Source organism: Parasphingomonas halimpatiens (genome assembly GCF_036663795.1).
Classification (GTDB): domain Bacteria; phylum Pseudomonadota; class Alphaproteobacteria; order Sphingomonadales; family Sphingomonadaceae; genus Sphingomonas.
The window spans coordinates 129,697-150,985 of the sequence record NZ_JAXOJP010000006.1 but is presented as its reverse complement, the minus strand read 5'-3'; the positions used below and the strand labels follow the sequence as shown (position 1 = coordinate 150,985).

Annotated in this window: 16 protein-coding genes and 1 tRNA gene; 6 read left to right on the top strand and 11 right to left on the bottom strand. The window is 66.3% G+C overall.

Annotated elements, in window-relative coordinates; all coding sequences use genetic code 11:
• The first annotated feature begins 152 nt into the window (after positions 1-152).
• Entirely contained in the window at positions 153-2,906 is a 2,754-nt protein-coding gene (locus U1839_RS08825; RefSeq protein ID WP_332803290.1) for a TonB-dependent receptor plug domain-containing protein, read from the top strand.
• A 449-nt stretch (positions 2,907-3,355) separates the two neighbouring features.
• Positions 3,356-5,926 (top strand): TonB-dependent receptor plug domain-containing protein, encoded by a 2,571-nt coding sequence (locus U1839_RS08820; protein WP_332803289.1) that lies wholly within the window; start codon positions 3,356-3,358, stop codon positions 5,924-5,926.
• An 80-nt stretch (positions 5,927-6,006) separates the two neighbouring features.
• Here the strand turns inward: U1839_RS08820 and hspQ are convergent, their stop codons facing one another.
• On the bottom strand, positions 6,007-6,387 hold the full coding sequence (gene hspQ / locus U1839_RS08815; RefSeq protein ID WP_332803288.1) for a heat shock protein HspQ: 381 nt from the start codon (positions 6,385-6,387) through the stop codon (positions 6,007-6,009).
• Positions 6,388-6,601: 214 nt separating this feature from the next.
• On the opposite strand from hspQ, the gene U1839_RS08810 reads away from it, so the two are divergent.
• Together U1839_RS08810 and U1839_RS08805 are read left to right on the top strand one after the other, a co-directional pair.
• Positions 6,602-6,691 (top strand) — tRNA-Ser (locus U1839_RS08810).
• A gap of 36 nt (positions 6,692-6,727) precedes the next feature.
• Complete coding sequence (locus U1839_RS08805; RefSeq protein WP_281124996.1) at positions 6,728-7,090, top strand: DUF6481 family protein; 363 nt, start codon at positions 6,728-6,730, stop codon at positions 7,088-7,090.
• Positions 7,091-7,647: 557 nt separating this feature from the next.
• Here U1839_RS08805 and U1839_RS08800 read toward each other — a convergent pair.
• From U1839_RS08800 to U1839_RS08770, 7 genes are all read right to left on the bottom strand, one after another.
• Positions 7,648-8,817: a pyridoxal phosphate-dependent aminotransferase gene (locus tag U1839_RS08800; protein WP_332803287.1), complete on the bottom strand. Its 1,170-nt coding sequence runs from the start codon at positions 8,815-8,817 to the stop codon at positions 7,648-7,650.
• Positions 8,818-8,847: 30 nt separating this feature from the next.
• Entirely contained in the window at positions 8,848-9,678 is an 831-nt protein-coding gene (locus U1839_RS08795; protein WP_332803286.1) for a sulfite exporter TauE/SafE family protein, read from the bottom strand.
• Between the two features lie 390 nt (positions 9,679-10,068).
• On the bottom strand, positions 10,069-12,120 hold the full coding sequence (locus U1839_RS08790; RefSeq protein ID WP_332803285.1) for an NAD(+) synthase: 2,052 nt from the start codon (positions 12,118-12,120) through the stop codon (positions 10,069-10,071).
• Positions 12,121-12,159: 39 nt separating this feature from the next.
• Positions 12,160-13,044: a cobalamin B12-binding domain-containing protein gene (locus U1839_RS08785; RefSeq protein WP_332803284.1), complete on the bottom strand. Its 885-nt coding sequence runs from the start codon at positions 13,042-13,044 to the stop codon at positions 12,160-12,162.
• Positions 13,045-13,218: 174 nt separating this feature from the next.
• The gene (locus U1839_RS08780; RefSeq protein ID WP_332803283.1) at positions 13,219-14,151 is read right to left on the bottom strand and encodes an alpha/beta fold hydrolase; all 933 of its coding nucleotides are present in this window, start codon (positions 14,149-14,151) and stop codon (positions 13,219-13,221) included.
• 114 nt (positions 14,152-14,265) lie between these two features.
• Positions 14,266-15,270 (bottom strand): NAD(P)H-binding protein, encoded by a 1,005-nt coding sequence (locus U1839_RS08775; RefSeq protein WP_332803282.1) that lies wholly within the window; start codon positions 15,268-15,270, stop codon positions 14,266-14,268.
• Between the two features lie 135 nt (positions 15,271-15,405).
• Positions 15,406-16,005, bottom strand: a complete 600-nt coding sequence (locus tag U1839_RS08770) for a TetR family transcriptional regulator C-terminal domain-containing protein (RefSeq protein WP_443030591.1) — start codon at positions 16,003-16,005, stop codon at positions 15,406-15,408.
• A gap of 75 nt (positions 16,006-16,080) precedes the next feature.
• Here U1839_RS08770 and U1839_RS08765 point away from each other — a divergent pair, with 75 nt between their 5' ends.
• Complete coding sequence (locus U1839_RS08765; RefSeq protein ID WP_332803280.1) at positions 16,081-17,370, top strand: aromatic ring-hydroxylating oxygenase subunit alpha; 1,290 nt, start codon at positions 16,081-16,083, stop codon at positions 17,368-17,370.
• Complete coding sequence (locus tag U1839_RS08760) at positions 17,367-18,995, top strand: phytoene desaturase family protein (protein WP_332803279.1); 1,629 nt, start codon at positions 17,367-17,369, stop codon at positions 18,993-18,995. Before U1839_RS08765 ends, U1839_RS08760 begins: the two co-directional genes overlap by 4 nt.
• On the opposite strand, the gene U1839_RS08755 is transcribed toward U1839_RS08760, so the two are convergent.
• From U1839_RS08755 to U1839_RS08745, 3 genes are all read right to left on the bottom strand, one after another.
• Entirely contained in the window at positions 18,969-20,258 is a 1,290-nt protein-coding gene (locus U1839_RS08755; RefSeq protein ID WP_332803278.1) for an APC family permease, read from the bottom strand. The genes U1839_RS08760 and U1839_RS08755 overlap by 27 nt on opposite strands.
• 43 nt (positions 20,259-20,301) lie before the next feature.
• The gene (locus tag U1839_RS08750) at positions 20,302-20,745 is read right to left on the bottom strand and encodes a DoxX family protein (protein ID WP_332803277.1); all 444 of its coding nucleotides are present in this window, start codon (positions 20,743-20,745) and stop codon (positions 20,302-20,304) included.
• 70 nt (positions 20,746-20,815) lie between these two features.
• A complete protein-coding gene (locus U1839_RS08745) occupies positions 20,816-21,088 on the bottom strand; it encodes a BufA1 family periplasmic bufferin-type metallophore (RefSeq protein WP_281124985.1) in 273 nt (90 codons plus the stop codon).
• Positions 21,089-21,289 lie beyond the last annotated feature (201 nt).

Below are 21,289 nucleotides of genomic sequence, written 5' to 3'. Positions count from 1 at the left end.
CCGTAAAGGCGCACGGGCTCGCTGTGGTTCCATGGCAACAGCCGGCATTTATATGGCCGAAACGGGCATGACGCTATTGTGACAGCTCCGGGATGGCATACTTTCCCAGTCAACGGCGCGTCGGGAAAGCGCGCCAACTAGGAGGGGTTGCCATGTCTCGCATCCGTTTGATCGCACTTTTCGCCACCGTGTCGACCACCGCGCTGGCGTTCCCCGCCGCGGCGCAGACCGCGCCGGCGCCCGCGACCGCGCCCGCCGACGATGAGGCGAATACGGTGATCGTCACCGGCACGCGCGCGGTCAACCGCACCGTTGCCGACAGCCCGGTGCCGATCGACGTGATCACCTCGGAAGCATTGTCGGCCTCGGGCCTGGGCGAAACCAACAAGATCCTCAACCAGCTCGTTCCGTCGTTCAACTTTCCCCAGCCGTCGATCACCGATGGTACCGACGTGATTCGCCCCGCCTCGCTGCGTGGCCTGTCGCCCGATCAGACTTTGGTGCTGGTCAATGGCAAGCGCCGCCATGTCAGCGCGCTGATCAACATCAACGGCTCCGTCGGACGCGGCTCGGCGGCGGTCGATCTCAACACCATCCCCGCACTCGCGATCGACCGGATCGAGGTGCTGCGCGACGGCGCCTCGTCGCAATATGGCTCCGACGCGATCGCCGGCGTTATCAACATCCAGCTTAAAAAGGCCAATCATGGCGGCAAGGCGCAGGTCAGCTATGGCAAGTACATCACCACCGAGCAGGGCGTCGCCAATGTCACCGGGCTGGCGCTGACCGGCGGGCAGCCGACGCTCGATCCGACCGACAGCCGCATCCTCGCCACCACCATCGACGGGCAGAAACACGCCAATGACGGCGATCTGTGGACGCTCGGCATGAATGTCGGCATCCCGATCGGCCCGGGCTTCATCAACATCACCGGCGAATATCGCGACCGCGACAACACCAACCGCGCGGGCTTCGATCCGCGCGCCAACTATAATCGCCCGACCGCGGCGTTCGACCCGCGCGAGATCACCTTCAACCGGCAGAACTTCCAGTTCGGCGATCCGCACACCGAGGACTGGAACGTTTTCGTCAATTCCGGCATGCCGCTCGGCGATTTCGACCTGTATGCCTTCGGCTCATACTCGCGGCGCGATGGCTCTTCGGCGGCGAATTTCCGCCAGTCGTCTTCGGCCAACAACCGCGATTTTTCGGTGCTTGCGCCCGGAACCACGCCGAATACGGGCAATTTCGTCCCGCTGCGTGCCGACGGCTTTCTCCCCTTCATCGGTTCGAAGCTGACCGACTATTCGGTCGCGGTCGGGGTCAAGGGCCTGCTCGGCGGGTGGCACACAGATCTGTCGCTGGTCTATGGCCACAACCAGTTCGACTATCGCACCGAAAACAGCCTCAACGTCTCCTATGGGCCGACCAGCAAGAACTCGTTCGATTCGGGCGGGCTCGCCTTCGGCCAGTTGACCGGCAACCTCGACGTCTCGCACGAGTTCGAGGTCGGCTTCGCCAAGCCGCTGACGGTCGCGTTCGGCGCGGAATATCGCCACGAGAACTTCAAGATCCGCCCCGGCGAGACCCAGTCCTTCGCCGCGGGCCCCTATTTCGTGCCGTCGCAGACGACGACCGCGGGCAACTGCACCACGCTCGCCGGGGTATACAATGCCGGCACCGGGGTGTGCAGCTTCCCGGGTCGCGCCGCGCTGGTCGGCGCGCAGGGCTTCCCCGGTTTTCCGACCTCGGCCGCGACCGATGCCAGCCGCCACAGCTGGGCTGCCTATGGCGAGTTGGATACCGATCTGTTCGCCGGCTTCACCGTGACGGCGGCTGGCCGCTACGAGCATTTCTCCGATTTCGGCAGCACCTGGAACGGCAAGTTCGCCGCGCGCTACGAGATCGTATCCGGCTTTGCGATCCGGGGCTCGATTTCCAACGGCTTCCGCGCGCCGTCGCTGCATCAGCAATTCTTCACCACCACCTCGACCAACTTCATCGGCGGCTTGCCGGTCGATATCTCGACGTTGCCGGTGTCGAGCGCGGTTGCGCAGGCGCTTGGCTCCAAGCCGCTGAAACCCGAGCGTTCGCTCAACATCTCGGCCGGTGCGACCGCCAACCCGTTCCGCGGCTTCAGCCTCACTGCCGACTATTATCACATCAAGATTCGCGACCGGGTCGTGCTCAGCGAGAATCTCGGTGCGGCCGGCAGTGGGACGACGGCGGTCAACGCCGCGGTCAAGGCGATCCTCGATGCGAACGGCTTCCAGTCGGTCGGCGCCGCACGCTTCTTCATCAACGGCCTCGACACCACCACCGAGGGCGTCGACGTCGTCGGCAGCTATCGCTTCAACGCCGGCGGGCTCGGCAAATGGACGCTGACCGCGGCGCTCAACGTCAATCGCAACAAGATCGATAAGCGTCTCAACGCGCTCGGGCCGCTTGCCGCGATCCCGGGGCTCGTCCTGTTCGGCCGCGTCGAGGGTATCCGCTTCACCGACGGCCAGCCCAAGGACAAGCTCGTGCTCAGCGCCGACGGCACCTTCGGTCCGTTCGGCATCAACGCGCGGACCACGCGCTATGGCAAGGTCATCTCGCCCGGTGCGACGGTGCCGATCGCCGATCCGACCAGCCTCACGCTGTACGGGCCGGACGATGTGTTCCTGCAGCCGAAATGGATCAGCGATTTCGAGATCCGCTACACCTTCAAGAGCCACGCGACCTTCGCGATCGGCGCCGACAACCTGTTCGACGTCTATCCGACTCGTCTGCCGACCGGCAATCGCCCCGCCGCGATCGGCGGGCAATATCCGCTCGCCAACTACTATCTGCCGTACAGCAGCTTCTCGCCGTTCGGCTTCAATGGCCGCTTCCTCTATGGGCGTTTCACCGCGTCCTTCTGATAACAAGCGACAAGGTGATGGGAAAAGGGGGCCGCGCGCCCCCTTTTTCTTGGCCCTGTCGATGCGCGGAACCGTGACGTTTCCGCAACAATCAGTGGCCACGTGGCGCTTCCGTGAAGTTTATGTTGCAATGCCGCGACGAATATGGCGCAATTCGAATCGTACCGGATTGGCCACAACAGGTCAGGATAAAGGTGCCGACGCGCCATGCTTTCGGGGCATGGCGTAACGTAAAATACTGGAAGCGCCGGCCAGCGATAAATCAAGGCGCGCAATAGGAGAGACGTGTTGAGGCCATCCAGCGACGTTGTCGCTGGATATAGCTTAACTGCGCGCAAAGTGGCGTAAATATATCTTACTCGGGGAATATTTGATTACGATCTTGCAATTTTAAATCACTGAACGGGGAGCGGATCCTGAGGGCCACCTTTCAAGATGGGGGACTCAGCATGCATCGACACACAATCTCCGTACTCGCGCTGGCCGTTGCGAGCCTTGCCGCGACGCCTGCTTTCGCCAGCGCACCGCCGGCCGAGCCGGCACCTGCCGTCAGCGCCGACCCGGCCACGCCGGACGACGTGATCGTCACGGGAACGCGCACCCTCGGCGTGACGGCGGTCGAGAGCGCCACGCCGATCAAATTGTTCGATGCCGATGCGCTGAGCCATGTCGGTCAACCCAACCTCAACCAGGTCCTGACCCAGCTGGTGCCCTCCTTCACGGCCCAGGCATTTGGCGGCGACACTGCCAACCTGACATTGTCGGCGCGCTTGCGCGGCCTCAGCCCCAACCACACGCTCGTGCTGGTCAACGGCAAGCGTCGCCACGGCACCGCCAACCTGGCGGTTCTCGGCGGACCTTATCAGGGGGCGGCGACCGCCGATCTCGATCTCATCTCGCCATCGTCGATCAAGCGCATTGAGGTGCTCGAAAGCGGTGCCGCGGCACAATATGGTTCGGACGCGATCGCTGGCGTGATCAACATCATCCTCAAGGACGACAAGGAAGGCGGCAGCGGTTACGCCACCTATGGCAAGACCTATGGTTCGGGCGGCGAGACCTATGCCGGCACGCTCCATCTCGCGACCAGGGTCGGCGAGGACGGCTTCCTGAACGTCACCCTGTTCCACCGCTTCCACGATTTCACCCAGGTCGGCGGTCTTGATCGCCGCGTGACCGATGCCAGCGGTAAGCTGCTCACTACCGCGACCAGCCCTGCGCTGTCGGCGGCACAGCAAGCGCTCTATGCCAACATCCCGGGCTTTCCGTACGTCAACAAGATCAATGGCGACGCCAAATCCTATCTCACCAACGTCTCGTTCAATGCCGGCTATGATTTCGGCGGCGTCGAGGCCTACAGCTTCGGCACGTTCAGCAAGCGCATTGCCAGCGCCTATGAGAATTTCCGTGTGCCGGATCGCATCATCGCCTCGGCGGTGCTCGGCGTCGGCGGCACGCTCGGTGCGCCGGGCGCGATCGTGTTCGATCCGAACGGCGACAATCCTTCCAACGGCTTCAACCCACGCGAGGGGATTCGCGAGGAGGATTTCGGCATCACTGGCGGTCTGCGCGGCAACGTCGCAGGGTTCCATTTCGACCTCAGCTCGACCTACGGCCAGGACAAGAACGAGGTTTACACGCTCGATTCGGCCAACCGCTCGCTGTTCATCGATACGCACTTCACCCCGACGACCTTTTATGACGGCCTGTTCAAGTCGAGCGAACTGACCCTCAACGCCGATTTCACGCGTGAGATCGAAGCCGGCATGGCCGCCCCGCTCAACGTCGCCTTCGGCGCCGAATATCGCCGCAACCGCTACGAGATCGGCGCCGGCGATGCGGGCTCGATCTACAAGGAGGGTGGCCAGTCCTATCCCGGCTTCCGCCCGTCCGACGCCGGCGTGCATAAGCGCACCGGCACGTCGCTCTATCTCGATCTCGATGCCAAGCCGGTCGAGGCGCTCAAGCTCGATGCCGCGGTCCGCTACGAGCATTATTCCGATTTCGGCGACAAGGTGATCTGGAAGGTCAATGGCCGCTACGACTTCTCTTCGGCCTTTGCGCTGCGCGGCACCATCTCGACCGGCTTCCGCGCGCCGACGCTCGCCGAATCCTATTATTCCGCCACCAACGTGTCGCCGACCTCGGCCTTCGTTCAGCTACCGGCCAATTCGGCGGCCGCCAAGCTGATCGGCTTCCAGAACCTGCAGCCCGAAAAGTCGACCAACTACAGTTTCGGCGCGGTCATTCGTCCGGCACCGAAGCTGATCGTGACGCTCGATCTCTACCAGGTGAGCATCCGCGACCGCATTCTCGGTACCGGGTCGATCTTCGGCAGCGGCGGTGCCACCAACTTCCCGATCGTCACCACCGCGATCGTCGCCAACGGCAATGTCCTTGACCCGACGGTCAGCCAGACCGGCATCAATATCTTCACCAACGGCGCGGATACCCGCACCCGCGGTATCGACCTGGTGCTGAGCTACAGCAGCGACTTCGGCAGCGCCGGTACCGTCAACTGGACGCTGTCGGGCAACTACAACGAGACCAAGGCCACGCGGATCGCGCTAGCGCCCAAGACGCTGACCGCGCCGGGCGCAACGGCACCGATCGCGCTGTTCGACCAGGGGGCGATCAGCTACCTCGAAACCGCTTCGCCCAAGGTCAAGATCGTCGGTTCGGCGCTGTGGAAGCTCGGCCAGTTCAGCACGACGGCTCGCGCGACCTTCTTCGGCACGACATCGGAATATCTCAGCCCGAACGGTGGCACCTTCTACCTCCAGCGGGTGCCGTCGACCGTCATCGCCGATCTCGAAGTCGGCTATGATCTCGGCGCGGTCCAGGTGTCGCTCGGCGCGAACAACCTGTTCAACAAGCGCGCGCCGACCATCTCGCAGGTGCCGGGCACGACCAACACCACGCTGGTCGGCGGTGGCAACGTCATCGACGCGCCGCTGGGTTTCAGCCCCTATGGTATCAATGGCGGCTATTATTACGCGCGTATCGGCTTCAAATTCTGATCGCCGACACCACGCTCGACGAGCTGCAGAAAGGAAAGGGGGCCGCAAGGCCCCTTTTTTTTACCCGCGCCCGACCGTGCTCAGTGCCGGTGTTCACGCCTCAATTCGTAGCGCCCGTCGGCAAAGTCGCCGAACAGCCCGGAAATCGCCGGATGGTCGATCGGCTCGTCGCTGTCGTCGGGCACCAGATTCTGCTGGCTGACATAGGCGACATAGCTCGACTCCATATTTTCGGCGAGCAAATGATAGAAGGGCTGGTCCTTGGCCGGGCGGATCCCTTCGGGGATCGCGTCATACCATTCCTCGCTGTTGGCGAAGATCGGGTCGACGTCGAAGATCACGCCGCGAAAATCGAACATGCGGTGCCGCACGACATCGCCGATCGCAAAGCTGGCATGCGACACCGGCGGCATCGGCACCGTCGAGTCGGTCGGGATCGATGGAATATGGTCTCGGAGCATGCCGATAATCTAGGGCGCCTGCCCGCCACTGACAATGGCTGCGGCGGGCGCGCGGATTGTCGCGCGTCGCAGCGATCGCGCAACTCTTTTTGCGCTGCACCATCCGGATTGCGCGCACGGCGCTTGTATGCCCCCTACCTTTGCGTTAGAGGCCCGCGCTCATTCGATCCGCTACCCCGCCTCTCCGGCGCGGGCCGCTGCAAGACCCCCTCGCGGAGAGGTGCCAGAGTGGTCGATTGGGACGGTCTCGAAAACCGTTGTGCCCTTGCGGGTACCGTGGGTTCGAATCCCACCCTCTCCGCCATATTCACCGCCGCGCGTGCGGCCTCGAGAAGAACCGATGGCTTATAAGGAACCGAGCTTCAGCGACCGCGCCGCGCTCTCCGCGCAGGCCAAGCAAAAGGCGCTGGAGAAGCTGAAGACCAAGCCGGCGGTCGATCCCGCGATCGTCGCCGCGCGTACCGCCGCGCGCGAAGCCAAGGAGGCGGCCGAGGCCGCCAAGCGCGAGGCCAAGCGGCTTGCGATCGAGCAGGCCAAGCAGGAAAAGCTCGACGCCATCGAGGCCGCGCGCCAGGCCGAAATCGCCGCCGCCGAAGCCGCCGCGGCCGAGAAGAATGCCGCCGTCGAGCGCACCAAGATGTCGCTGATGGAAGCCAAGGCCGCCCGCGACGCGCGCTACGCCGCGCGCAAGATGCGCAAATAAGCTAACCCCATTTTCGGCATGCCGGACTTGCTCCGGTCTTCACTTCGCTGAAGATCCCGCCGTCGGCGAGTCGTGTGTCGTCCCGTCCGGACGTTCTTTGCCTCGACTGGCCGGTCCTTGCGGTACGTCGAGCGGTAGCCAGCCACTTTTGCCCGCAAAGCCAATCCGGAAGGCTGGCGCGGGGTGAAAAGCCGTGGCTCCCGGTGAGCGAACGAAATGCACGACACCGCGCCGCCACGCGGTATTGACGCGATCGGATGATGCAGCCCGCAGCGCGCCGCGAAACAGCCTGATCCCGATTCAACCGTTGGCGATTCCGCCCCAGACGCGCGCACATGCATCGCCTCGCATCCGAACGCTGGTTCCGCCGATCGACGACCATGCACGCTCCAACATCGCGGCGCGAAAATTCCCTGCCGGCGGTCATCAAAAATAACAAAATTCCCTGCCGGGAGCTCCGCGGCAGGGAATTCGCCGATCCCGTCGATTTCCTACAGCACGGCCTCGCCGTCGCCGCAGACGGCGCGCGCGATCCCCGGGGATCGCGCGCGTCCGCCTCAGGCCCAGACCTTGTCGAGCGCGATGCAGAAGTCCTTCATCTCGGTCATCGATCCGACAGTGACGCGCGAGACCGTCGGCCAGATCGGCCAGGAGCGGCCGATCTCGACGCTCTGCGTGCGGAACGCCGCCTGCATGTCCTTGGCCTGCTTCGTCTTCCAGTCGATCATGAACATGTTGGCCTCGGTCGGCACCACCGTCAGCCCGCGCTTCTTGAGATGGTCGAGCGTCATGCCGCGCGCGGCCTGCATTTCGGCGCGGCGCGCCGCGATCAGCGGGCCGGCGGTCAGGCTCGCCGTGGCGCAGACCAAAGAGGGCAGGGGCAGTGCGCCCGATTGCATTCCGCCGTCATAGCGCATCATCTTCGCAATGTTGTCGGGCTTGGTCATGACATAGCCCATCCGCATCCCCGCCATGCCGAAGATCTTCGAGAAGGTGCGCATGACGATCACGTCGTTGCGCTTGGCGGCGAGGTAGGATGCCGTCGGCACCCCGGCGAAATGGGTATAGGCCTCGTCGATCAGCACCATCGCGTCCGCCGGCTTGTTGGCCAGCAGCCACTCGATGTCGGCGAGCGGCGTGATCGTGCCGGTCGGGTTGTTGGGCGTGCAGATGTAATAGAGCCCGGCATTGGGGTCGGCCGCGAGCATCGCCTTGACGTCATGGCGATAGTCGGGGGTCAGCGGCACCGCCTTGACCGACACCTTGAGCCAGGCGGCGGTGCGGCCGGCCAGCTCGAAGGTTGGGTCGGCGGTGACCAGCCCGCGCGCCGGCGAGCAGAAAGTCACGACCGAGCGCGACAGCGGGTCGCTCGATCCGGGCCAGGGCGCGACATGGTCGAAGGGCACGCCCTCGACGCTCATCACCGCCTTGATGAAGTCGCTGCGTTCGTCATGCGGCGAATAGCGGTTGCCGTTTTCGACCATCTTGCGCGCGGCAATCTGGCCGGGCAGCAGCGGCCCGGTCCAGCATTCGTTGGCACCGATGCGGGTCTTGGCGGTGGGGGCGGGGTCGGGCACGCCGCCCGAGGCCCAGGCCGGCTTGCCCAGCGTCGCTGCGGCGGCACCGACCCCGAAAATGGTGGCGATCTGCGCCAGTTGCCGGCGCGAATAACCCCGGCTCAACACGTCGTCGCGGACTTCCTCGGTCACGATTTTGGTCTGGTCCATTTTCTTTCCCCTGGTTGGTCTGGCTGTTGGTCAGTGCTTGATGGCCTTGCTGAACATGACGATGGCGATGAAGACGAGGTAGACGCCGAACACGCGCTTGAGCAGTGCGGGGTCCATGCGGTGCGCGACCGCGACACCATAGGGCGCGGTGAGGATCGACATCGAGGCGATGGCGAATGCCGCCGGCAGGTTGATGTAACCGAGCGATCCCCAGGGGAGGCCCTGTTCCTTCAGTCCGATGATCGCGAAGCCGATCGCGCTGGGTACCGCGATCAGTGTGCCGACGCCCGAGGCGGTGGCGATCGCGCGGTGGATCGAGCGGCCGCACAGCGTCATCACCATGATCGCGATGGTGCCGCCGCCGATGCCGAGCAGCGAGGAGAAGGTGCCGAGCCCGCCGGCCAGGCTGATCCGCGTCATGCCGATCGGCATCTGGTCGCTGATCACCTTGCTGCCGAGCCGGGGCACGAGGAAGTTGATCGACATCAGCAGCACGCCGGTGGCGAAGATCATCGTCAGGACATGGCCGTCGATCCGGTCGGCCAGCATCACGCCGAGCGCCGCGCCGATCGTCAGCCCCGGCGCCCAGGTCTTGAGCACCTCGAACTCGACCGCGCCGCGTTTCGCGTGCGAGCGCAGCGAACGGATCGAGGTGACGATGATCGTCGCGGCCGAGGTGCCGATCGCGACATGGGCATATTGGCTATGGTCGCCGCCGAGCAGCGGCAGCACGATGATCAGCGCGGGCACCACGACGAAGCCGCCGCCGATCCCGAAAATCCCCGCGGCAAAGCCGGCGAGCAATCCGGCGGCGAGCATGGCGAAGAGCGGGACGAGCCAGGTCTGCGAGGCGAGGATCATGCGTCACCCCGCGGGCACGAACGGGCGGTGCCGATGGTCGGGAGTAGGGTATTGGCCGGCATCCCCGGCCCGGCGATCATGCCCGCCGGCTGGCTTGAAGATACTGCGTCGAAAACGGTCACCGATGCATTCCCCCGAATGAACGACGCCAGTTCAGCTATCCCCTGTCACATGTCGCCCATGTTGCCCGGGCGTCCTTGTTGCGTTGCGAAATCCTCACGTCTGAAGCATCGGCACGCGACTCCCGGCGCGGTGCCTTGGCGGGTACGAAAACGATCGCGATCGCCTTCGTTGCTGATTGAAACTGCAATGCGTCCGTCACGCAAGCGAAATATTCGCATAGCGGCGGAGATTTTGTTGCAACGCAGCGAAACTGCTACCCGCTTTGGGTCAGGGGAGGTTGCGGGCGAGCTCGGCCAGCCACGGCGCGGCGGTGCCGTCGGAGGGCGCGCGCCAGTCGCCGCGCGGCGACAGCGCGCCGCCCGACGAAACCTTCGGGCCGTTGGGAATCGCCGAGCGCTTGAACTGGCTTGTCACGAAGAAGCGGAACAGGAACTTCTCCAGCCAACCGCGGATCGTCGTCAGGTCATAGGCGGCGCGCGCGGCCGGCGGGAAGTCGCGCGGCCAGCGGCCGGCCGTCGCGTCGCGCCACGCATGCAGCGCGAGAAAGGCGATCTTCGACGGCGCCATGCCGTGGCGCACGACATAATGCAGGAAGAAGTCGTTGAGCGCATAGGGCCCGATCCGCGCCTCGGTGCTCTGCAGCGCGCCGTCGGCGCCGGCCGGCACCAGCTCGGGCGAGATCTCGGTCGCGAGGATCGCCTCGAGCACCGCGTCGGTCTCGCCGTCATACTGGTCGGTGCGGATGCACCAGCGGATCAGGAACTGGATCAGCGTCTTGGGCACGCCGGCATTGACGGCATAATGGCTCATCTGGTCGCCGACGCCATAGGTGCACCAGCCCAGCGCCAGTTCGGACAGGTCGCCGGTGCCGACCACCAGCCCGCCGCGCTGGTTGGCGAGGCGGAACAGGTAATCGGTGCGCAGCCCCGCCTGCACATTCTCGAAGGTCACGTCATAGACCGGCTCGCCGCGGTGGAAGGGGTGGTCGATATCGGCGAGCATCTGCTTGGCCGCCGGGCGGATGTCGATCTCGTCGCCATCGACGCCGAGCGCGCGCATCAACTTCCAGGCATTGGCCTTGGTCGAATCGCCGGTGGCGAAGCCCGGCATGGTGAAGGCGAGGATGCGGGTGCGCGGCAGCGCGAGCCGATCCATCGCCTTGGCCGCGACGATCAGCGCATGCGTCGAATCGAGCCCGCCCGATACGCCGATCACCAGCCGCTCGGCCTTGGCGGCGACGAAGCGCTGGATCAGCGCTTCGACCTGGATGTTGAACGCCTCATAGCAATCGGCGTCGAGCTTCTCGGGCGTGTTGGGCACGAACGGAAAGCGGCGGATGTCGCGCAACAGGCCGATATCGCTGAAGTCGGGCTTGTGGTCGAAGGTGATGCGGCGAAAGCGCGTCTCGGGATGGCCGGCATGGACCGCGGCATCGTTGAAGCTGCCATTGCGCATCCGCTCCTGCCGCAACCGTCCGGCATCGACATCGGCGAGCAGCACTTCCGGCTCGCGCCCGAAGCGCGTCGATTCGGCGAGCAGTTCGCCCAGTTCGTGGATCGTGCCCTGGCCGTCCCAGGCCAGGTCGGTGCTGCTCTCGCCCGGCCCGGCGGCCGAGAAGACATAGGCGCACAGCGCGCGCGCGCTTTGCGACGCGCACAGCATCGCCCGCTCGCGCGCCTTGCCGATGACGATGTTCGAGGCCGACAGGTTGCAGCAGATCAGCGCGCCAGCGAGAGCCCCCATCGTCGAGGGCGGGGTCGGGCCCCAGAAATCCTCGCAAATCTCGGCATGGAAGGTGAAGTCAGCCAGGTCGCTTGCCGCGAAGACCAGATCGACGCCGAACGGCACCGTCTGCCCCGCGACCGCGATGTCGAGCCCGGTCAGCCCGGCGCCGATCGCGAACCAGCGCTTCTCATAATATTCGCGGTAGTTGGGCAGGTAGATTTTGGGCACCACGCCGAGCACGCGGCCGCGCGCGATCACCACCGCGCAATTGTACAGCCGGCCATTACGCGGCAGCGCCGCCCCGACGATCAGCACCGGCCGCAGCTTCGCGCTCGCCGCGACGACTTGGTCGAGCGCGGCGGCGGTCGCCGCCTGCAGCGCGTCCTGCAGATGCAGGTCGTCGATCGCATAGGATGTCAGGTTGAGTTCGGGGAAGACCAGCAGGTCGGCGTGGCGCTTATGACCGTCCTTTGCCAGCTCGATCGTCGCGGCGGCATTGGCGGCGGGGTCGCCGACCGTCGCGCGCGGCGTGCAGGTCCCGACGCGGACCAGCCCATGGCTGTGGATCGAGTGGAACGGATGCGTTTTCGCCATGACCGGCGCTTAGCGCTTTCCGTCGATATGCCACAAGCCTCAGCGTCCGGCGCGGGCCGCCCAGCCGGTGAGCGCGCCCTCGTCGAACAGCTTCTGTGCGACGAGCACCGCGGTCGGCGCGTTGGGCGCGGTGGCGTCGGCGCCGACCTCGCCGGCCAGCGCCGGATTGGCGGTGAACAGCGGCCCGCCGACCATCACACCGATCGCCGGGTTCAGCGAGCGGGCGCGCACTTCGGCGATCGTCGCCCGCAACGCATCGAGGTGCCGCTCCGACCCCAGAGTCAGCCCGGCGACCGCGAACCACTGGTCGGCGGTCGCATCGGCGAGCAGCGCGGCGCTCGCTTCATGCTCGGCCTCGACGCGCCAGCCACCGGCGCGGAGGAATTTCTCGACCATCGTCACGCCGAAAAAATGCTGGTCGCCCGGCGTCATCGCCATCAGCACGCAGCGCCGCTCGTCGAGCGCCGGCAGTTCGTGGGTGGCGTTGAAGATCGACAGCAGTTTCTGCAGCCGCGCCACGCCCAGGGTCACGTCGATGAAGTCGCACTCGTCGCGGTCCCACATCGCGCCGAGATGGCGCGCGGTCGGCTCGAGCAACTCGATGAACAGTGTTTCCGGCGACAGGCCGCGATCGCGCAGCACCATGACATAGGCCGCCGCCGCCTCCAGGTCGTTGCCCAGCACGATGTCCGCGAGGCCGGTGACGTCGGCGGTCCCCGGGGCGAGCGCGGCGACGATCTGTTCCGGCGGCGGTGCGTGCGGCAACGCGTCGCTGTGCAGCGCAAGCAGGCGCGGGACGATCTCGGCCGAGACGATCCGCGCGAGATTAGCCTGCCGCACAGCAACGTCGCGACGCTGATAGATTTCAGGGGCGATGAAATGCGTTTCGAGCCGGCGCAGCAACGATCGATCGATCGGCTGCATTCTCTGTGCCTGGCCCATCGCTGCTCGCTCCCCTCGGGTGCACGGTGCCTTCGTCGTCGGGTGGCCGTGCGGCCCCGTTCGATCATGCGAGACCATACAGATTGGGGCGCGCAATCATTATGCCCTTATGGGCAGGTTGACTCGGGCTGGAATATTGGCCCGCCGGACGTAGGATTACCGTGCTGGCGCTGGGCGATCGTTCGTCGGCGTCTGGTCGGCGAGGAACCGCGCGACGGCTGGCAGCGACCTAGAGGGATTCTCCTCGAACGGCAAATGGCCCAGCTGCGGCAGCCGCACCAGCGCGGCATGCGGCAGATAGCGCAGATAGTCGGCCGCATTGGCGATCGGGATCATCGCGTCCTTTTCGCCCCACAGCAGCAGCGTCGGCGCGGTGATGCGCGCGAGCGTCGGGGCAGGGTCGTGCAGGATCGTCTGGCCCATGCGTGCGAGCATCGCACGCCGCACGCCCGGTGCGAGCAACATGTCGCGATAGCGGGTCAGCGTCGCTTCGCTCAGCCGCTCGGGGTTGGCATAAGCGGCAGCGAGACTGTCTTTCAGCATGCCGCGCGGGGCGACATAGGGCAGCGCCCGCATCATCAGCGCGATTTCGGGTGCGTGGTCATAGGCAAATCCGGGGCTGGCGAAGCCGTCCGGCGACACGAGCACCAGCCGCGCGACCCGCTCGGGATGCAGCGCCGCGAAGTTCCAGGCAAGGCGCCCGCCGAGCGAGTTGCCGATCAAGCTGGCGCGGTCGATGCCCAGCCGGTCCATCAGGTCGCGCAGGATCTTCATGCCGCGCGCGTCGCTATAGTCGCCGGTCGGATCGGGGCCGGTCAGACCAAAGCCGGGCAAGTCGAAGCGGATGACCCGGAAATGTGTCGACAGAGCCTCAGCCCAGGGTTCCCATGTGTCGAGGCTCGCACCGAAGCCGTGCAGCAGGATCACCGCCGGCGCGTCACGCGGCCCACTATCGCGCAGGCGCAGGCGCGCCCCGTCGACGGTGCGATAGTCTCCGGGATAGGCCGCATCGAGCATGGCGCGGGGCTTGTCCGGCGCGTAGAGCCACAGCGCCAGCGCGACGATCGCGACCGCAAGGGCGCTCGCCACCCACGCCGCAATCACCCTGGCTCTTTTCTTCGCTCCGGCCAAATCTGGTTCCGATCCTCGTCGTCAGGGCGTCATCGTGATGTTTTCCGTTTCGGCGCGTCGGGCAAAGCGGCGCTAGAAGACGGCATGGTCGCCGCGATCGGGCGCCTCGCCGCCGGCCAGCACGGCGCGGTAGAAATCGAACAGGGTTTCGCTGCCGGTCGAAGGAGTGGCGGCAGCATCGTATCGGCCCGTTTGCGGGTCGAAAACCAGCATGGATTCGGTGGCATAATAGCGACCGATCCGGGCAAGCTCGGCCTTGGCGGCGAGTGCGGGTACGATACGCCCGAGCGTGCCGAGGCCGGCGATGATGCCATCGAGCAGCGCCACCGGCACCGATCGAAAGCGCGGCGCCACGCCCAGCAGCGCGAACAGCGCCTCGCCCTGCGCGCGCGGCGTGATCGCGTCGCCCGGTCCGCCGATCGGCAGGATGCGGTTCCAGCGTTGCTCGTCGGACAGGCAGTCGGCGATGTAGCGCGCCAGGTCGTCATCGCTGATCGGCTTGCAGGCGGTCAGGGTGCCGTCGCCGAAGATCAGGAAGGGCTTGCCGGCGCGGACGCGCTCGATCTGGCCCGACAGCGATTTGAAGAAAGCGGTCGGCCGCACGATCGAATAGCGCATGCCCGAATCGATCAGTGCCGCCTCGAACGCGAGCTTGGCGCGCTGAAAGGCGAGCAGTGGCTTCTGCACGCAGATGGCGGACAACAGCACGAAATGGCCGACGCCGGCCCGTTGCGCCGCTTCCAGCACGTCGAGATGCGCGCGGTGGTCGATCGCCCAGGCATCTTTCGGCGCACCGGTACGCGAGGCCATGCACGACACCACGGCGTCGAAGCGCTCGCCGGCAAAACCGTCACGGGCCAGCGACGCGGGGTCGGTGACATCGACCATCCGGATCGTGGCGCCGTCGAACAGCCCGGCCGCGTCCGCCGGAGTCCCTTGCCTGCCGGCACTTGCGCGAACGAAACAGACCACATCATGTCCGTCCCGGACGAGCGCGGCGACGGTTGCGCGTCCGATGGTGCCGGTGGCGCCGAGCATGCAGATGCGCTTGCGGTGGAGGGTATCAGTGCCTGTCACGATACCCTCGATCCCTTCGCCCAGCCCGCCGTCGCTTGTCGCAACGTATCCGCTACTTATGACGGTGCCGGTCGCCGGAACAAGGGTGATGCGGTCGCACCATTTGGCTTGTCAGGTCCCGCTCGCGCCAACGCCTCAGCGTTGCGCGAGCAAGGTCGCGATCTGCCGCTCGGCGATGGCGCGCGCCTCGCCGGGCGTGAAGCTTTGCGGCGACAGGCACAGTTCAAGCCACAGCCCGTCGACCAGCGCAGTTATCGCGATCGCGGCGAGGCGCAGGTCGCCGGCCGCGACGCCGCACGCGCCGAGCAGGCTTTCGAGCTCGCGGCGATAGCTGGCATAGATGTCGTCGTGCAGCGCCCCGATGGCGGGGCGCGCCTTGACCAGGCTCCAGAAGGCCAGCCACGTCGCGAGCAGCGCCGGGTCGGCGATCGGCGGGTCGAAGCTTGCCGTGACATAGGCGCTCAGCCGTGCGCGCGGGTCGCTACCGGCGGCGGCGATCGCGCTGCCCAACGCGGCGTTCACACGCTCGGCAACATGCTCGTAGGTCGCGGCGATCAGCCCGTCGATGCCGTCGAAATAATGCCCCGGCAGCCCCGGCGATACGCCGGCCTCGCGTGCGATGACGCGGACCGAGGCGTTGCCCGCGCCGTCGCGCGCCAGCACGCGCGCGGTCGCCTCGATCAGGCTCAGCCGGCGCGCATCGGGTTCGGCGCGGGTGAAGGCGGGCAGGTTCATCGCGCTCATGATATCGCGGATTGCGCTCGCCCGCCAGTTGTTATACGATCGTCCAACAAGCTTCGGGAGGCAGGCATGGCACACCGCGTCGCGGACATTGGCGACACTATCGATCCCGACGCCGACTGGAGCCTGCCCGGCTGGCTCTATACCGATCCCGAATTTTTCGACGTCGAGATGGCGCGGGTCATTCGCCCGTCATGGCAGATCGTTTGCCACGTCTCGGACATCGCCAAGCCGGGCGACTGGCACAGCATCGACTATCTCGGCGAGAGCATCATCGTCGTGCGCGGCGATGACGGTGTGGTCCGCGCCTTCGCCAATGTCTGCCGCCACCGCGCGATGCGCCTGGTCGAGGGCGCCAGTGGCTGCGCGAAGAAGCTCGTCTGCCCCTATCATGCCTGGACCTACGGACTCGACGGACGGCTCACCGGCGTACCGATGCGCGGCGACTACCCCGCGCTCGACATGGCGAAGAACAGCCTTGCCCGGGTCGATGTCGATATCTGGCAGGGCTTCGTGTTCGTCCGGCTGGAGGATGATGGCGGCCCCTCGATCGCGACGATGATGGCCCCCTATGCCGATGAGGTCGCACCCTATCGTTTCGAGGATCTGCGGACGATCAGCCCGGCACGCGAGCGACGCCGCGCGGTAAACTGGAAGAATGTCGGCGACAATTATTCCGACAACCTGCACATCCCGGTCGCGCATGACGGGCTGACCCGGTTATTCGGCGCAAGCTATGCGATCGAGGCCGAGCCGTGGGTCGACAAGATGTCGGGCCGGCTGGTCGAGCGGCACTCGGCAAGCTCGTGGGAAAATTTTTACCAGCGGCATCTGCCGCCCGCGCCGCATCTGCCCGACAGCCATCAGCGGCTGTGGCTCTATTACAAGCTGTGGCCCAACATGGCGTTCGACATCTACCCCGACCAGGTTGACTTCATGCAGTGGCTTCCGCTCTCGCCGACGGTCTCCCTTCTGCGCGAAATGGCCTTTGCGCTGCCCGATGACCGCCGTGAGATGAAGCTGGTGCGTTACGCCAACTGGCGCATCAACCGCACCGTCAATGCCGAGGACACCTGGCTGATCGAGCGCGTGCAGCAGGGCATGGCCTCGCACAGCTATACGCTCGGCCCGATCGGCGCGAGCGAGGTGTGCCTGCGCAGCTTCGCGCGGAAGATTCGCGAGCGGATACCGGAGGCAAGGTTGCACCGGGCGCCGGCGCCCGGGTGGAGCGCAACATCGTCCCCCTCCCGCTTGCGGGAGGGGCTAGGGGAGGGCACCCGCTCACAACAAACGGAACAATCGTGGAGAGCGGGCGCCCACCCCCGACCCCTCCCGCAAACGGGAGGGGAGCAGAAGTGACCAAAAGATACGACGCGCTGATCATCGGCGGTGGCCATAACGGGCTGGTCTGCGCCTTCTACCTGGCGCGCGCCGGGCTCAAGGTGCGCGTGCTCGAACGGCGCGACATCATCGGCGGGGCGTGCGTCACCGAGGAGTTCCATCCCGGTTTCCGCAATTCGACCGCGAGCTACACCGTCAGCCTGTTGCGGCCGAAGGTGATCGCCGACATGCGGCTGCACGATCGCGGTTTCCGCATCATCGAGCGGACGATCTCCAATTTCTTCCCCTTCCGCGACACCTATCTCAAGCTTGGCGGTGGCACCGCGCGCACCCAGGCCGAGTTCGCGCGCTTCTCGCAGAAGGATGCCGACACCTTCCCGGCCTATGAGGAGGCGCTCGAACGCGTCGCCGAGGTGCTGCGCGGCATGGCGTTGAAGACCCCGCCCAACGCCGGCGGCGGTGTGCGTGCGCTGCTCGCCGCGGCGTCGCAGGGGCGGCAGCTTGCCGGCATGGATATCGAGGCGCAGCGCGACACGCTCGACATGTTCGTCAAGAGCGCGCGTGAGTTCCTCGATCACTGGTACGAGGACGATCACGTCAAAACCGCGTTCGGCTTCGACGCGGTGGTCGGCAACTTCGCCGGGGTCAGTTCGCCCGGCTCGGCCTATGTCCTGCTCCACCACGTCTTTGGCGAGGTCAACGGCAAGAAGGGCGCGTGGGGGCATGCGGTCGGCGGCATGGGCGCGATCACCCAGGCGATGGCCGCGGCGTGCACCGATCTGGGCGTCGAGATCAGCCTCGAAGCACCCGTCGCCAAGCTGCTGGTCGAAGGCGGCAAGGTCGCAGGCGTTCGGCTGGAGAGCGGCGAGGAGATAGCCGCCGCGACTGTCGCGGCCAATGTCGGGCCAGCGCTGCTCTATCGCCAGTTGATCGACAAGAGCGACATGACGCCGGCCTTCAACCGCCGCATCGAAGGGTTCAAGACTGGCTCTGGCACCTTCCGCATGAATGTCGCGCTGTCGGAACTGCCCGACTTCACGGTCTTCCCCGGCAAGGAGAAGGCCGAGCACCACACCGCCGGCATCATCATCGCGCCCGGCATGGATTACATGGACAAGGCCTATGACGATGCCCGGGTGAAGGGCTGGTCGGACGCGCCGATCATCGAGATGAAGCTGCCCTCGACCGTCGACGACAGCCTCGCCCCGCCGGGCGCGCACGTCGCCAGCCTGTTCTGCCAGCAATTCGCGCCGGAGCTGCCCGCCAATGCGGACGGGACTTCCCGGTCATGGGACGATGTCCGCGAACAGGTCGCCGACCACATCATCGATACCGTCACGCAGCATGCCCCCAACTTCAAGGGTGCGGTGATCGCGCGGCAGATCCATTCGCCGCTCGACCTCGAACGCAAATTCGGGCTGATCGGCGGCGACATCTTCCACGGCCGCATGTCGCTCGACCAGCTCTGGGCGGCGCGGCCCTTGCTCGGGCATGGCGACTATCGCGGCCCGATCGCGGGGCTCTACATGTGCGGGTCGGGCACGCATCCTGGCGGCGGTGTGACCGGTGCGCCGGGCCACAATGCCGCGCACGAGATCATCCGCGATCGCTCGCTGTTAGGCCGGCTGTTCAAGTGGGGCTGAGCCGCGCAGCCAGTAGAGCGGCAGCGCGCACAGCATCAACACGAGGCTCCATTTGAGCGCGTCGAATCCGGCGCCCCACAGCACCCAGCAGGAGAAGACCAGACCCACCGCCGCGACCGGCCGGGCGATGCCGAGCACCAGCGCCGAGGCGCAGATCCCGATATAGAGCGGGATCGTCGCCGCCGTGGTGAGGTTGAGCATGAAGGTGAGCAGTCCCGCCGTCGAGCCCGAGGCGTTGCTCAGCACCAGGGCGCTCGCGAGCGCGCTCGACGCCACGAGGATGCCGACCGGCACGTCGCGGGCGTTGGTGCGGTCGAGCCAGTGCGGCAGCACGCCGGCGCGCGCCATGCCGAGCGGCAATTCGCCCTGCACCAGCACCCAGCCGTTGAGGCAACCGATCGCGGCGATCGCGGCGAAGCCGGCGACGAGCAGGCTGGCGCCGTGGCCCCAATAGGTCTCGACGAACAGCGCGATCGGCGCGCTGGCATGGGCGGTGGCGTCCTGCGGCAGCGCGAAGACGATGCCCGAGCAGATGACGACGAACAGCAGCCCGGTCGCGATCAGCCCGCCGAGCGTCGCGCGCACCACGTTGCGCGCAGGATCGCGGACGCGCTCGGCGACGAGGCTGGCGCCTTCGAAGCCGACCAGCGCGAAGAAGGCGAGGTTGGCTGCGGCGGTCAGCGAACCACCGGCGAACGCCGCATGCGGGTGCGCGCGGAAGGCGCCGCCGCCGGCGAAGACCAGGCCGGCGAGGATCGCGGCGACGGCGAGCAGCGGCAGGATCTTGAGGATCGTCGTTACGACCTGGAAGCGGCCCGAGGCGCGCGCGCCGCCGAGGTTGAGCAGCGTGATCGACCAGATCAGGACGACCGCGGAGACGGCGCCGCTCATCGGCGTCGCATTGAGCGCGGGCACGAAGATCGCGAGATAGTTGATCGCGGTGACGGCGATGATGGCATTGGCCGACCACACCGCGACCCAATAGCTCCAGCCGATCAGCACGCCGGGCAGCGGCCCGAGCGCTGCCGCGCACATCGCCACCGCGCCGGTCGCCTCGGGCATGGCGACGGCAAGCTTCGACAGCACGAGCGCGATGAGCACGGCGCCGGTGATCACGCAGAACCACGCCGCCACGCCGGTCCAGCCGAACGGCGCGAGCTGGTTGGGCAGGGCGAAGATGCCCGCGCCGATCATCCCCCCGACGACGAGCGCGGTTGCGGTCCAGAATCCGAAGGGGCGGGTTGCGTCGGTCTCGTCGGCCATGGCGACGGAGACTGTTGCGCTATCGTTGCAAATGCAAGCGGCGTCAGCGGTCGCGTCTGCCGCGACCGAGCAGGTGATCGAGCGACCAGGCGCCGCCGCCGCGGAAGATCAGCGGCAGCAGCAGGCCCGCCCAGCTGAGGTGCGTCGGCCATGCGTCGGGATAGACGAAGAGCTCGATCACCGTCGTCATGCCGAGTAGCGCGAGCGCGGCGGGACGCGTGAACAGGCCGAGCACGAGCAGAATCGGGAACAGGTGCTCGGAGTAGGTCGCGGCGTGCGCAGCGATCTCCGGCGGGACGAACGGCAGGGCATAGTCGGTGCGGAACAGTTCGTAAGTGCCGTCGGTGATCGTCAGCAGCCCCTCGACCTTGGTCCGGCCCGACAGGAAGAACACCGCGGCAATGCCGAGCCGGGCGACGAGCAGCAGCAGCGCATCGGGCATGAGTGTGGTCAGCCGCGTAATCGCGCGGTCGTAGGTAGCGAACATGAGCGCGTTCTTTCCGGTGATGCGAAGAGGGTCGGCCGGGCGCGCGGGAGATCGCGCCCGGCCGTCAGGGTCAGGCCTTCGGCGTCAGCGAGCCGTTGCCCTTGGGGGTCTTGATGCTGGTGCAGGTGCCGGCCTTGACCAGCTTCCAGGCATTGCCCTGGTAATTGGCATGCGCGGTGCCGGCGCAGCTGGTGCCGGCGCCGGCCTTGCAGTCGTTCTTGCCGGCGAGCGAGACGCCGTAGCATTTCTCCATCGCCGGGGCGGTCTTGGCCGAGGCGATCGATGCGCTTGCGGCGATGCCCAGGGCGATCGTCGCGGCTAGGGCGGCAGTGGTGGTTCGCATGATGGGATTTCCTGATCCAGACCTCACGCCGACCGGGAACGGAGGGAGCACCCGGCCGGCGCCGACCGGGAAGGAGGCCTGGAAGGGCCCGGTCGCGAAAGGGGTTTCGTCGGCACGAGCGCCTTGGTTACGGACGCCAGGGCACAATCTTTTTTCGTCGCCTCGCCGAATGCGGTGTAACCATTGCCGGTCCCGACCCGA

Bases quoted from the DNA above. Each gene is read 5' to 3' on its own strand.
- U1839_RS08755 (WP_332803278.1), bottom strand. From the start codon at position 20,258: ATGGCCGACGAGACCGACGCAACCCGCCCCTTCGGATTCTGGACCGCA.
- U1839_RS08795 (WP_332803286.1), bottom strand. From the start codon at position 9,678: ATGATCCTCGCCTCGCAGACCTGGCTCGTCCCGCTCTTCGCCATGCTC.
- hspQ (WP_332803288.1), bottom strand. From the start codon at position 6,387: ATGCTCCGAGACCATATTCCATCGATCCCGACCGACTCGACGGTGCCG.
- U1839_RS08770 (WP_443030591.1), bottom strand. From the start codon at position 16,005: ATGAACCTGCCCGCCTTCACCCGCGCCGAACCCGATGCGCGCCGGCTG.
- U1839_RS08825 (WP_332803290.1), top strand. From the start codon at position 153: ATGTCTCGCATCCGTTTGATCGCACTTTTCGCCACCGTGTCGACCACC.
- U1839_RS08745 (WP_281124985.1), bottom strand. From the start codon at position 21,088: ATGCGAACCACCACTGCCGCCCTAGCCGCGACGATCGCCCTGGGCATC.
- U1839_RS08805 (WP_281124996.1), top strand. From the start codon at position 6,728: ATGGCTTATAAGGAACCGAGCTTCAGCGACCGCGCCGCGCTCTCCGCG.
- U1839_RS08785 (WP_332803284.1), bottom strand. From the start codon at position 13,044: ATGCAGCCGATCGATCGATCGTTGCTGCGCCGGCTCGAAACGCATTTC.
- U1839_RS08820 (WP_332803289.1), top strand. From the start codon at position 3,356: ATGCATCGACACACAATCTCCGTACTCGCGCTGGCCGTTGCGAGCCTT.
- U1839_RS08750 (WP_332803277.1), bottom strand. From the start codon at position 20,745: ATGTTCGCTACCTACGACCGCGCGATTACGCGGCTGACCACACTCATG.
- U1839_RS08800 (WP_332803287.1), bottom strand. From the start codon at position 8,817: ATGGACCAGACCAAAATCGTGACCGAGGAAGTCCGCGACGACGTGTTG.
- U1839_RS08765 (WP_332803280.1), top strand. From the start codon at position 16,081: ATGGCACACCGCGTCGCGGACATTGGCGACACTATCGATCCCGACGCC.
- U1839_RS08790 (WP_332803285.1), bottom strand. From the start codon at position 12,120: ATGGCGAAAACGCATCCGTTCCACTCGATCCACAGCCATGGGCTGGTC.